The sequence below is a fragment of the Paenibacillus sp. W4I10 genome (assembly GCF_030816325.1).
Taxonomy (GTDB): Bacteria; Bacillota; Bacilli; order Paenibacillales; family Paenibacillaceae; genus Paenibacillus; species Paenibacillus amylolyticus_B.
The window spans coordinates 4864524-4877584 of record NZ_JAUSXX010000001.1 but is presented as its reverse complement, the minus strand read 5'-3'; the positions used below and the strand labels follow the sequence as shown (position 1 = coordinate 4877584).

14 protein-coding genes are annotated in these 13061 nt (G+C 46.9%); 9 read left to right on the top strand and 5 right to left on the bottom strand.

The genetic code is table 11. The features are described from left to right. Positions 1-52: 52 nt before the first annotated feature. The 6 genes from QF049_RS21945 to QF049_RS21920 all read left to right on the top strand — a co-directional run bounded on the left by QF049_RS21945 (position 53) and on the right by QF049_RS21920 (position 6062). A complete protein-coding gene (locus QF049_RS21945; protein WP_307540590.1) occupies positions 53-1528 on the top strand; it encodes a CoA-acylating methylmalonate-semialdehyde dehydrogenase in 1476 nt (491 codons plus the stop codon). A 69-nt stretch (positions 1529-1597) separates the two neighbouring features. Then, positions 1598-2650, top strand: a complete 1053-nt coding sequence (iolG, locus tag QF049_RS21940) for an inositol 2-dehydrogenase (RefSeq protein WP_307540588.1) — start codon at positions 1598-1600, stop codon at positions 2648-2650. 110 nt (positions 2651-2760) lie between these two features. Beyond that, entirely contained in the window at positions 2761-3567 is an 807-nt protein-coding gene (gene iolB / locus QF049_RS21935; protein ID WP_307540585.1) for a 5-deoxy-glucuronate isomerase, read from the top strand. A gap of 122 nt (positions 3568-3689) precedes the next feature. Then, positions 3690-4697: a LacI family DNA-binding transcriptional regulator gene (locus QF049_RS21930; protein ID WP_307540582.1), complete on the top strand. Its 1008-nt coding sequence runs from the start codon at positions 3690-3692 to the stop codon at positions 4695-4697. 331 nt (positions 4698-5028) lie between these two features. Continuing rightward, positions 5029-5556 (top strand): hypothetical protein, encoded by a 528-nt coding sequence (locus QF049_RS21925; RefSeq protein ID WP_307540580.1) that lies wholly within the window; start codon positions 5029-5031, stop codon positions 5554-5556. Then, a complete protein-coding gene (locus QF049_RS21920; protein WP_307540578.1) occupies positions 5553-6062 on the top strand; it encodes a GNAT family N-acetyltransferase in 510 nt (169 codons plus the stop codon). The genes QF049_RS21925 and QF049_RS21920 overlap by 4 nt, the downstream gene beginning before the upstream one ends. A 149-nt stretch (positions 6063-6211) precedes the next feature. On the opposite strand, the gene QF049_RS21915 is transcribed toward QF049_RS21920, so the two are convergent. The 3 genes from QF049_RS21915 to QF049_RS21905 all read right to left on the bottom strand — a co-directional run bounded on the left by QF049_RS21915 (position 6212) and on the right by QF049_RS21905 (position 8113). Further along, positions 6212-6571, bottom strand: a complete 360-nt coding sequence (locus tag QF049_RS21915) for a hypothetical protein (protein WP_307540577.1) — start codon at positions 6569-6571, stop codon at positions 6212-6214. Between the two features lie 260 nt (positions 6572-6831). Beyond that, complete coding sequence (locus QF049_RS21910; RefSeq protein ID WP_307540575.1) at positions 6832-7671, bottom strand: DUF4261 domain-containing protein; 840 nt, start codon at positions 7669-7671, stop codon at positions 6832-6834. Positions 7672-7747: 76 nt separating this feature from the next. Beyond that, the gene (locus QF049_RS21905; RefSeq protein ID WP_373428284.1) at positions 7748-8113 is read right to left on the bottom strand and encodes a DUF1304 domain-containing protein; all 366 of its coding nucleotides are present in this window, start codon (positions 8111-8113) and stop codon (positions 7748-7750) included. Positions 8114-8369: 256 nt separating this feature from the next. On the opposite strand from QF049_RS21905, the gene QF049_RS21900 reads away from it, so the two are divergent. Continuing rightward, positions 8370-8903: an MOSC domain-containing protein gene (locus QF049_RS21900; protein ID WP_307540572.1), complete on the top strand. Its 534-nt coding sequence runs from the start codon at positions 8370-8372 to the stop codon at positions 8901-8903. Between the two features lie 16 nt (positions 8904-8919). On the opposite strand, the gene QF049_RS21895 is transcribed toward QF049_RS21900, so the two are convergent. Continuing rightward, positions 8920-9759: a helix-turn-helix transcriptional regulator gene (locus QF049_RS21895; RefSeq protein WP_150364028.1), complete on the bottom strand. Its 840-nt coding sequence runs from the start codon at positions 9757-9759 to the stop codon at positions 8920-8922. Between the two features lie 28 nt (positions 9760-9787). Further along, a complete protein-coding gene (locus QF049_RS21890) occupies positions 9788-10525 on the bottom strand; it encodes a WecB/TagA/CpsF family glycosyltransferase (RefSeq protein ID WP_307540569.1) in 738 nt (245 codons plus the stop codon). A 256-nt stretch (positions 10526-10781) separates the two neighbouring features. Here QF049_RS21890 and QF049_RS21885 point away from each other — a divergent pair, with 256 nt between their 5' ends. Both QF049_RS21885 and QF049_RS21880 read left to right on the top strand, forming a co-directional pair. Next, on the top strand, positions 10782-11231 hold the full coding sequence (locus QF049_RS21885) for an SRPBCC family protein (RefSeq protein ID WP_150364027.1): 450 nt from the start codon (positions 10782-10784) through the stop codon (positions 11229-11231). A 177-nt stretch (positions 11232-11408) separates the two neighbouring features. Continuing rightward, positions 11409-12938: a methyl-accepting chemotaxis protein gene (locus tag QF049_RS21880; protein WP_307540566.1), complete on the top strand. Its 1530-nt coding sequence runs from the start codon at positions 11409-11411 to the stop codon at positions 12936-12938. Positions 12939-13061 lie beyond the last annotated feature (123 nt).

The window sequence follows — 13061 nt, the reverse complement described above, 5'->3', positions numbered from 1 at the left end:
ATAAGTTCAACATAAGGGATCACATCACACATAAGCGAAGGGAGACAGGGCTATGGGAAAAGGAATTTCTGAAGCGTCTGCAACAGCGACAATGGTACAAAACTGGATCGGAGGTGCCTGGGTAACCCCATCGGCAACTCGTACGGAGCCGGTTGTGAATCCGGCTACAGAAGAGGTTATTGCACACGTGCCACTGTCTGAACAAGCGGACGTAGATCTCGCCGTACAGACGGCACGGAAAGCGTTCAAGTCCTGGAGCGGCACACCGGTTCCACGCCGTGCACGTATTCTGTTCCGCTACCAGCAGTTGCTGGTGGAACATTGGGAAGAGCTCGCCCGCCTGGTAACTCTGGAGAACGGTAAAAGTTACGCCGAAGCGTATGGCGAGGTATTGCGTGGCATTGAGTGCGTCGAGTTCGCGGCTGGTGCCCCGAATCTGATGATGGGCAAACAACTGCCTGATATCGCGACAGGACTGGAGTCAGGCATGTATCGTTACCCAATCGGAGTTATCGGGGGAATTACCCCGTTCAACTTCCCGATGATGGTGCCGTGCTGGATGTTCCCGCTGGCTATTGCGTGCGGTAACACCTTTGTTCTGAAGCCGTCCGAGCGTACACCGCTACTGGCAGGCCGTCTGGCAGAGCTGTTCAAGGAAGCAGGGCTTCCGGACGGCGTGCTCAACATTGTTCACGGTGCGCATGATGTCGTGAACGGGTTGCTGGAACATAAGGATATTCAAGCGATCTCCTTTGTCGGATCACAACCTGTGGCTGAATACGTCTACACCACTGCATCCAAGCATGGCAAACGGGTACAGGCACTGGCTGGTGCCAAAAACCACTCCATCGTTATGCCGGACGCCGATCTCGATCTGACGGTGAAAGAGATTACCAGTGCAGCCTTTGGTTCAGCAGGGGAGCGTTGCATGGCATGTGCGGTTGTTGTGGCTGTGGGTGATGTGGCTGACGACCTGGTACAAAAGCTGGTGGAAGCGGCAGACCGCATTACCATTGGTAACGGCATGGATGAGGGCGTGTTCCTCGGTCCTGTCATCCGTGGACCACATAAAGAGCGTACACTCAGTTACATTGAAGCCGGAGAGCAGGAAGGCGCGGCATTGATTCGGGATGGACGTAAGGATCAGGCGACAGGTGAATCCGGTTATTTTGTAGGGCCAACGGTATTCGACCAAGTTGATAGCAATATGAAAATCTGGCAGGATGAGATCTTTGCTCCGGTACTCTCGGTGGCAAGAGTATCTACGCTGGAGGAAGCCGTTGAGCTGGCGAACCGTTCTGATTTTGCCAACGGGGCGTGTCTGTTCACCCGCAGCGGAGCGAGTATGCGTCAATTCCGTGAAACGATTGATGCGGGCATGTTGGGTATTAACCTGGGCGTACCTGCGCCAATGGCATTTTTCCCGTTTTCCGGTTGGAAAAAGTCCTTCTATGGTGATCTGCACGCTAATGGTACGGATGGTGTTGAATTCTACACTCGCAAGAAGATGGTAACGGCACGCTGGTAACAACCAGAGCATCACTCGGGCTAAGGGGAATGCCCAGCCCATATGGACGCACATAGGGAGGATAACGGAATGGGCAAGGACAAAGTGAGAATTGGCATCATCGGTGCTGGACGGATCGGCAAAATTCATGCAGACAATCTCCTGCGCAACCCGCATGCCGAGATTGTGGGAATCAGCGACTTATTTGCAGGTCCTGAATTGGAGGCTTGGGCTTCCGACCGTGGCATCCCTGTTGTAACAACGGATAGCAGCCAGTTGATCTCGATGCCTAATGTAGACGCGGTGCTGATCTGTTCTTCAACAGATACACATGTGCCGCTGATCGAACAGGCCGCTCAGGCGGGCAAACATATCTTCTGCGAGAAGCCGGTCAGCATGGATCTGGCACAGACCCAAGCGGCTGTAGCGGCAGTTCAGAAGGCTGGCGTGAAGCTGCAAATTGGATTTAACCGCCGCTTCGATCACAACTTCAGACGGATACGTGCGCATGTGCAGGATGGTACGATTGGTGATCCACATATTATCAAAATTACTTCTCGCGACCCGAGTCCGCCGCCTGCGGAGTACATCCGGGTGTCTGGCGGGATCTTCATGGACATGATGATCCACGACTTTGACATGGCTCGGTATCTGTCCGGGAGTGAAGTGGAAGAAGTGTACGCTCAGGGCAACGTGCTGATCAATCCGGTCTTTGCAGAACATGGCGATGTGGATACGGCAATTGTTACGATGACTTTTGCTAATGGAGCGATTGGTGTTATTGATAACAGCCGTCAGGCTGTATACGGATACGATCAGCGTGTTGAAGTATTTGGTTCAATGGGCAGCGCCGCAGCGGCGAATGATCATCCGAATACGGCTGAGATTAGTACAGCGGCCGGGCTTATGCGCGACAAACCATTACACTTTTTCCTGGAACGATACAATGAAGCGTATGTGCAGGAGACAGCCCTCTTTATCGATGCAATCCTCCATGATACAGCGGTTATCGTAGATGGCCACGATGCAGTACAGGCAGAACGAATTGCGCTGGCAGCAAAACTGTCCATGGAGCGGGGAAGACCTGTGAAGCTGAGTGAAGTTCCTGGGATGTCACTGGAATCGCAAACGGCAATGCCATAGGTGGATGATTATAGTCACTTTTTCTAATGGAGCGCATGAATAGTCCAAGTTTTGTTTTTTTATAAGGTTCAGGTTGTTGTGGACGACTACAGAAAGGAGTGGATGGCAAGATGTCAGAACGTATTGTGAAACCCGTGGTCAACCCGGAGGGAGACGGTACACTTATCAACGTAACACCGGAGTCGGCTGGGTGGGAATATGTTGGCTTTCAGGTAGCGAAGCTGGCGGAGGGGGAGACGCTAACCCGTGAGAGCGGTGATCAGGAACTCTGTGTGGTGCTTCTCAGTGGTTTCGCCAATGTAAGTACCCGGGAGCACACATGGGATAATATCGGAAAAAGAATGAGTGTTTTCGAGAAAATTCCGCCGTACTCGGTCTACGTCTCAACTTCCGATCAAGTACAGATCACAGCACGTACCGAACTGGAAGTCGCTATATGTGTTGCACCCGGTAAAGGCACGTACCCGGCTCGTCTCATTACACCCGAAGATGTAGGGGTAGAGGCGCGAGGGTATGGTAATCTGGAACGCCAGATTCACAACATTTTGCCGGAACAAAAGGAAGCGGACAGTCTGCTCGTTGTTGAGGTATTCACACCAGATGGGCATTGGTCCAGTTACCCGCCACATAAGCATGATCGGGACGCACTCCCGGATGAATCTTTGCTGGAAGAAACGTATTATTTCCGTGTACAGCCTGAGCAGGGGTTTGCCATTCAGCGTATATACACGGATGATCGTTCTGTGGACGAGACGCTAGCAGTGAAAAACGGTGAAGTGGTGCTTGTTCCGGACGGATATCATCCGGTAGGCGCTCCTCCGGGGTATGAGGTCTACTATCTGAACGTGATGGCTGGACCTACCCGGACCTGGAAGTTCCATAACGATCCTGACCATGAGTGGTTGATGAAAAAGTAAAACAGTTCATGCTACGCACATTTTGCTCGCTTCAAGTTGCGTATGCAGACTTCCCCCTGCATAATGAGAAGAAGAGAACAATTATCTATGTATATTATATATAGCACAAATGGGGAAAAACAATGAAAGCAACCATATACGATATAGCACGCGAGGCGGGTGTATCCATTGCAACCGTCTCGCAGGTCATTAATGGCAAAGGCAAGATCAGTGAGAAGCGTCGCGCCGAAATTATGGAGATCATGGAACGCCTTCACTATCAACCCAGCGCGATCGCAGCTGCACTTACAGGTAAGCAGACGTATACATTGGGGTTGCTCGTACCGGACATCTCGAACCCGTATTTCGCAGAACTGGCGAGAGCGGTCGAGGATCGAAGCCGGCAGTTGGGATACAGCGTGGTCATCTGCAGTACGGATAATAAGGACGAGCGGGTAGAGCGTTACCTGAATCTGCTCCAGCAAAAAAGGGTTGATGGCATGATGATCGGAACCGGGATCGATAATGCCGAAATTTTGTCACCCCTCTTGCAGCAGTCCATCCCTGTTGCTCTGATTGCCCGTCATATGCCATCCCTGTCTGTGCATACGGTCACCATTGATGACATACTCGGTGGAGCACTTGCAGCGGAACATCTGCTTGAACTTGGGCATACCCGAGTAGCCGTACTGTCGGAACCGTCCAAAGTCAGCAGCAGTCAGGAACGTGTACGTGGATTCCGTGAAACACTGATTGAGGCAGGTCATACGCTGGAACCGAATCAGATCCGAGAATCGGCAGCTGACCTGAGCTCGGCCAAAAAAGAGGCGTTACTGCTGCTCGGTGAGAAGGATCACCCGACAGGTTTGTTCTGTTGTAATGACATTCAGGCCATTGGTGCACTTCAGGCAGCCAAAGAGCTGGGCCTAAGCGTGCCAGAGGATGTGTCCATTATCGGGTTTGATAATACCATTCTGGCTTCGGTAACCAGTCCACCGCTTACGACCGTTGCCCAGCCGATTGAAGAACTGGGACATCGCGCTGTAGATCTGTTGATTGAAGAGTTAAAGGATGAACAAAAAGAGCCACAGAAGATTGTGCTGAAGCCTGAGCTGGTTATCCGAGAATCAGCAGGTCGTGTATTGAGCTGAAAACAATTAGGTTTCTGATGTAACCTGATCAGTTGTGAGGCCAAGTCTACGTGTGTCATATTCATGCTCGGGATAAGGGTTAGCGTCTTACCTGGTTCTGAATAGGTAATAAAACAATATAACAAAGTAACAAACAAGCCGCGCTCACCCTATGGGAGAACGCGGCTTGTTCATTTAAATCTTTAATTTTTAGTGTAGCCCAAAACGTCATCGTAGTTGAGGAACCAGAGATAAGAAATGACATTGGAACAGAAGGAGTGAGATGTTATACTGGAATATATCAATAATTACCAATTTATGTGTTTTGTGTAGGTATAGAGAGGGGATTAGGATGAGTAGACGAATCAAGATGATTATGGGTATCGCCATGATTATTGTTTTTTTAGCTATTGCAGTGCGTATGTATACCTCTGGTCAATATACTATGTATATCCCCAGCAAACATACGACATTTCGAGCAGAGGTCACAGATCATATGACGATGCTGGATACATTGGATCGACTGACGATTAGGAAAATTTCCGACAATGAACTGTATAATGAAGATGATGAAATAACGATTACAGATCCCAAAGAGATTAGAGACATGCTGAAGCTATTAAAGGATGTTGAACTTAAAAGAGTACGGGAATTCGACGTTTCCGAAAGGAATCCGCATTACTATGAGTGGCGACTTACCATTAATAAAGAAGGTCGCTTTACCGATGGATTCGGACTGACGTTTTATAATGAAAAGTCCATCTCCATTTACAGCGAGGCGAAAACGAGAGACCAACTTGAGGACTACGAGATTACCAATGAGTTTGATCTGAATGAGATGGACCGCCTTTTTGGAAAGCTGAAGGAGGAGCAAACATGACCATCATATCCAACTATTATGTACGCCCTATTGAAGAACAGGATATCCCCTTTCTGTGGGAGATGTTATACGCATCCCTGCATATAAGAGAAGGTGATGAACCTTTTCCAATCGAAAGTATTCATACTTCCGGACTGTCCAAATACGTTGAAGATTGGGGAAGAGAAGGGGATTTCGGGTATGTTGCAGTTGACCAGCAAGGCAAGAGACTAGGTTCAATAACGTTAAGATTCTATACGGATCAGAATGCGGGATACGGTTATGTGAATGCAGCTACGCCAGAGATGGGGATGGCTGTAACGGAAGATGCGCGTGGAAAAGGAGTAGGCACCTCATTGCTTCAGGCCGCATTAGATGAGGTTGAACGGCGGGGAATTGCAGCAGTCTCGCTCAGTGTTGACCCGGATAACCAAGCGATTCGCTTATATAAGCGGTTAGGATTCGTGGAGGAGTCCCTAAATGGTACATCGGTAACGATGGTGCGTGTAAGTAAACTTGAATCTTAAATGAGGAGCGTTCGGATCACTGGCAAAACTGAGTAAGCCACGTGGAACTGCAAAAGAAAAAGGCGCTTCCTCATGGGGAACGCCTCTTCCTTTGTGCCATGTACAGCATCGGTAGCTCTCTTTTATACTTACGCCGTATCACTTCAATATTATTTCAACAAAAATGCCAAAGCCTCGTCATACGTTTCCCATTGGAATTCAGTCTGGTGCGCCGATTCTTTGGAAATCCGATTCAATTGCATTTTGGCGATCGCACCACCTACGGCTACACTGGCTCGCTGCATACCCCACTGTGTCAGTAATTTCTGATGTTCCACAATTTTTTCTTTGGTATCCTGAGGGAAAGCCTTCATGTTCTGCATATCTACTAGCACATCAAACGAATTTCCCAATTGTTCCGCTATTCTCTGAATTTCTGTATTTGCTTGTTCGACATGTTCAGGAGAAACAATACCTTCCCAGATAATTTCAATAATAGGTTTAGTTGAATCCAAACGTCTAACAGACATGTAGGCAACTCCTCGATAATAAAATAATATGTAATATATGAGACTATAAGCCTATTAATTATACCTTTTTATAGCGAGGATGAAAACTAAATTCATAATTTAGTGGTTCTTATGGACTACTTATTCCTAGTGAAGTTAAATTCAGGGATTGTTATCATATCGTCTTTCGGAGGAAGCTTAAATAGCTAAAAGCCACCCAGAGGTTGAACTCCAGATGGCTTCAATAATTGTAACATGATAAAGTGAAAACCCAACGTCAGTTAGAAGCCAATCTTCAAACTGTTACCTTCCGTTGCTACACCTTTGGAAAGGGAAATGCTCAGCTTTTGTTCTGCCGAGAAGCCTAGTGTTTCCCCATCATGCAGTGTGACGTCGTTTTCAACCACATACGTTGTGGTCATAAACATCATCTCAAATACATCGCTTAAGGATTCAGACGATTGCATAATCTCCATCTCTTCTTTTCCAAAGTTACGTAGTCCGTAAGTGTAAGCTGAAGCGCCTTCGGCATTTTGGAATAGTCCGATGAAAATCCAGAGCGAGACTGGCAACTCATCATGTTTGATCCCACGGCTGGTTTCGACATATTGACTGGCTTCAACAACAAGTGGGGCCATGTATATGGCCAGCGCGTGATCCAACTGTAACAAGGCACTCGCTGTTTGAGTGAACAGAACATGTCCATCAATAGCATTTGATGCGTTCAGAACAGAGACAATAATCTGAGACTGGTGCCGTGAGGTAACTTGCTCCGCTTCCCGCCAAAGGATGTTGAGTTTGGCATTCTCCTCAACTTCACGGTCAGGCACAGGCGCGGCAATGTGGGCACATACCACCTGCATTCCATTCACTTCGAAAAAGAGATTGCCCTCCTCCGGGCGTTCTTCAATCTCGATATCCCATTCGTTCTTCATGTTCCTGATGAAGAGGTCAAAATCACAATCGTCACGCTCCAGCAGGACAAAACCCACGATGGTTTCACTGTAATCTGTCGATTCGACAGCACCACCTGCAGGTACCTTCTCCTTTTTGCGCCGCCGAAGCTTGTCAAACAATCCCATGACATGTTCTCCTTCCGATCCCAGATTGATTCTGGTCATTGTACACTACTATCTATTCACTACCTTACCATAAAGGAGTTAACATGAATCGAAGCAATGCACCATTCGACAGAAATTAGAGGAACAGAACTAGCAACAACGTAATGATCGCAGGCAAACCTTGTTTGATAATGATCGACCGTGAAGAAGTTGCTCCTCCATAAAGAGCCGCGATGATCACACACGCCAGGAAGAAAATCTGAATATGCTGTCCAACGGCAGCATCCGGATATACGAGTCCCCAGATCAGACCTGCCGCAAGAAATCCATTGTAGAGACCTTGATTGGCCGCGAGAGATTTGGTGGATTTGGCGAATTCCGGCGTGAGATTAAAGGTTTTCATTGTGCGTGGACGAGTCCACATAAACATCTCCATCACCATGATATAGAAGTGTTCGACAGCTACAAGAGCTACAAAAATGATACTAATCAAAGGAAACACCTTGCTTTCTGATATGTAATTTATTTACTTGTCCATCCTAGTATAAATGTTTGCAACAAGAACGGAAAGAGCAAATTTAATTTGTAACAATTTAATTGTGTATTATTAAAAATATTTATCGTTTTCCAGTTGAGTTATGATGTTGAAATTAATAATGGTTACAAAGCTAAGCATACGCCGATTGTCGACAATCCATTCATTGGGTAATAATGAACAATAAAGAAGTGATATTGCTCAGGAAAGGGAGGAGATTATTATGGGAACGGTTCAATTTGTCTTGTTGGCTGATGATCCATCCACATTTGTGACCCGAGTTGTACCTTTTATCGACATTGAGCTTGCAGGAATTCCAGGTGACCGTCATTATGGTCTGCTTCGTCCGGCGGACTCGCGTCAGAAAATCTACAAGCGCGGTACACCGATTGCGAATCGCCGCCAGATCAGTATTGTGTCCGAGGAAGAATGTGCTCTTATTGCTGAGAAAATGAACATTCCTGAAGTGCGTCCAGAGTGGCTTGGTGCCAATATACTGGTCCGTGGCATTGATCGATTGACGGAACTGCCTGCTGGAACGCGGCTCCTATTTCCAAACGGGACAGGGTTAATATGTGAAGGGGAGAACCTTCCCTGTGTACATCCGGGGAAAATGATTGAACAATTCTACGAACAGGACGGTTTGCGCAAAAAATTCGTGCCTGCGGCTCGCAAAAAACGTGGGATTGTGTGCTCGGTTGAACGGGAAGGTGTAATTCACACGGGGGATACCATAGAAGTCATTCACCTGTCCTGATTTTCAGGACAGGTTTCTAATTGATCAGCCCTCGGCGCTCACCATGCGGATGTCTAGAGTGTAAGTATTCCTCTGGTGTACTGCCAATAATGGACTTGAAATCTCGGATGAAATGGGATTGATCATGATATCCAAGATCCTGAGATAGCTTAATCAGGTCACAGTGAAGACCGCGGTCCATCCATTCTGCAGCATTTTGCAGACGATACAACTTGATTACGGTTTTGGGTCCGATGCCCACATACTGATTGAACAGGCGTTGAAGCTTTCGGGTATGCATATTCCAATAGGAAGACAGATCATCTACTCTCAGCATCTCCCGGTTCTGTTCAATCTGTTGTACAATATCGTAAACCATTCTCGCTTGAGCATCTTCAGCAGGAAGGTGTGCACATAATAGTTGGTCGATGTAACTGGTTTTATCCGCATCATCCCCCGCCCCAAGAAGCCGGTCTTCCAAGGATTCCGCTGTGACGTCCAGAATACTGGAGACATCCATCGGCTGTCCGTACAATGAAGAGACAGGAGCGCGGAGGAAGGGATAAAACCCTCCTGGTTTGAACTTCACGCCAAATACACGACCTTTCCCGCTCACAAGATAGGAGAATTTACGTCCCGATGGTCCGAAGAAAAACGTATTGTTTCGTTCCACAACCAGATTAACACAGGGGTTAGGCACGACATGTTGGGGATACGGTTCAAGTCCAGTCAGATCCCACGATACGATCCAGTAATGTTTAACAAAAGGGCGAAGTGCTTCGGAAGGAGCGTGGCGCGTCAGTTGATATTTATGATCACCTTCATTCAGATTCAACAGGCCCATACTTGGTCTGTCTCCTTGTTCTACCTGGTTCATCCGAATCATCCCTCCTGCTCATCTCATATTATTTAGGTTCTCTGAACAACATTGCCCGCACAGCAAAACGGGGTAAAATGAGTTGCCTGCGCCATCTCGAAGGTTGACTGAGGAGGCGATAGAGCCATTCCAGGTTAAGCTTCTGCCATATCGCAGGGGCACGTTTGGTTTTGCCGGCCACGATATCGAGACTGCCTCCTACACCTATGGCTACACGAGCGTTCAACTGGTGACGATACTTGTTAATCCAGTGTTCCGCATGGGGTGCGCCAAGAGCCACGATAAGAAAGTCTGGTTGAGCAGTACAAATCTCTTCCACAATCTGTTGTTCCTCATCTGCTCGGAAATAACCATGGTGTCTACCTTTTACGATAACTCCGGGGTAGTGTTGCGCAATAACTTTCACGGCCTGTTCACTTACGCTTTCCTCTGCTCCCAGCATGTAGAATGACCAGTGTTTTTGATCGCCATCCTCCAATAAACGAAACAGCAGATCACAACCCGTTACCCGTTCAGTTAATTGTCCGCCCCGAAAACGGGATACCATCACAATGCCAGCACCGTCAGCCGTGACCAACCCGGCTTGATCGATGACTTTGCGGAGAGAGGCATTCTGTTGACAGGACATAACAATCTCGGGATTGCCTGTGATGACATGGAATAATTCATTGCTTTCCTGATCTACAACTTCACCAAGGATTGCAACCGTTTGATTCATTGTTACATTAGGAAAAGGGATGCCCATAATATTCGTTGTTTGACTCATGTCTCATTTCCTTTCTGATTCTGTCTCATCACCTTGAACAGTCCTGTTATTTCATTCCAGTTTAGTATATCTGATCTTCTGGGAAAGCACTATATGGGCGCAATCCGTTTGGATCAGGGTATAACACTACTAAAAAATAAAGAGCTTATATTTTACCTGTTGTCGCGTTTTTACAATACGGCCTTTGGGGTATAACGTTAGGATAGGAGTGCGAGCTTGGCAGATCGCTTATCCAATACATAAAGGGAGTGAGTCCATGGAACTGAAATATGAATTCTATATCAATGCAGGACTGGAAGATGTGTGGAATGCTCTAATATCACCAGACGGCACACGGAATAGTTTTTTCGGCAGCGAACTCCGCACCAATTTCCAACCAGGTCAGCCGTTTGCTTATGTAGGACCAGGTAATGATGGTGCGGAGACTGTCCATGTGTATGGAGATATATTGGAATTTGAACCGTTGTCCAGACTTAGTTATCAGGAGCATCCCGGACCGTCGTACCATGCGAATCATGCCGAGCTTCAATCCAGAGTAGTCTTCCAGTTGGAAACTGTAGGTGAGTGTACGAAGCTGACGCTGATCAATGATCAATTTACAGATAACCATCCTTCCATTGCGAATGCACAGAGTAGCTGGTGGATGATTCTAAGCAGCATCAAAACTTGGGTGGAGACGGGGAAAACACTGAATTTTGGCTGGTAGCTGGTTAGAGGCAGTCATTTAAGATTTATTTTCATAAAAAATAAAGGCATTTAATATAAGAACCAGTGCTGATTCAGCGCTGGTTCTTGTTTTTATGCAAAATTAAGACCATTGCTCTACACTTAATGTCTGATAATGTCGAAATATATATCATATGAGCTAAGAGGAGAAATGAGCATGTTTCGTAAACGTACTGAATCGACCAAACACCTTCGTACAGATGCGCATCAGAATTTACTGGAGTATAGTCGTAAACTGGTAGCAAACGCAGAAAAGGGCGACTATGACGCATGGATCGAAGATGGCATTGAGTTTCAGGATACCGATGAAATAGCTAGTAATTTCAAAAAAGCAGTACATATGATGAAAGCTCAGAACGAAAACGTGGAAATGCGCCTTAGAATGCTGAATCAGGCGATGAATGTGGGATTATGGGAATCTGAAATTGTTGCTGGTGATCCACTGGATAACAATAATATCGTTTCATTTTCGAATGAATTCCGCCAAATGTTAGGCTTCCATAATGCCAAGGATTATCCCGATTCATTTGCAAGCTGGGCGAAATCGATATATCCGGATGACAGACCCCAACTGGTGCAGGAGATTATGAAACATGTGAATGACACAAAAGCAACAACTGCCTATAATGTCATCAGCCGTATGATTACAAAAAGTGGAGAAATTCGCTGGTTCCGATGCCTTGGACAAGTCATCCGAAATCAGGCTGGAGTTCCAGTCAAACTTCTGGGCATTATGTTTGATATTCATGAGGAGAAAAGCAAGTCTGATGAGCTAGAAGCACTCGTCACCCGATATGATCTGGTTAACCGCGCTTTGGTGGAGGCACCGTGGGATATGACCGTTGTAGCTGGAGATGTGGTTAATCCAAATAACGAATTTTGGTGGTCACCTCAGTTCCGTAGAGAATTAGGGTTTAAAGACGAGCAGGATTTCCCGAATGTGTTCAGCAGCTGGAGCAGCCGACTTCATCCGGAAGACCATGATCGGACGATCAACGAATTTGCCAGACATATGAACGATTACAGTGGTCGTACACCGTACGATCTGGATTATCGTCTGCAACGCAAAGACGGGGAGTATCGTTGGTATCACGCGGGTGGGGAGACCATCAGGGATCAGGATGGAGTACCACTCCGTGTAGCTGGAACCATTCGAGATGTTACCCATGAGAAGAATAAGGAACAGATCGTGGAAGCCATGAATCTGAAAACAAAACAATTGTCGGAGTCCATTGGCGAGATGGTACGTGGAATCAACTCGATCACCGATCAGGCACAGGATCTGGTTACTGCACAGGAGTTATCTGCCGATGCAGCTATTCAAGTGAAAAGCAGTGCAGATGATACGAAGAATATTACCGTGTTTATTCGGGAGATTGCCAGTCAGACCAATCTGCTGGGGTTGAATGCAGCAATTGAAGCTGCACGAGCGGGAGAGCTGGGATTGGGATTTGGCGTCGTTGCAGGTGAAGTGCGGAAACTGGCTGATCACAGTTCGGAGGCCACAGTAAATATCGAGGATAGCATGCAGAAGATGAAAACACTGATTGATCAGATTCTTGAACATATCGGTAATATGTCCACGTTAACGCAAAATCAGGCTGCCCTGACACAGCAGGTGAATGCTTCAATGGATGAGATCAACACCATGTCACAGGATCTGGTTGATTACTCGCGGAATCTATAATCTCGTAGCCGTTTGTTGTAACATCACGATCATTGGCACACATTATCAACAAAAAAATCCACCGGGATGCATTTCTGCTCTCGGTGGATTTTTTGTATTTCCATATAAAGCTAAGATGTATAG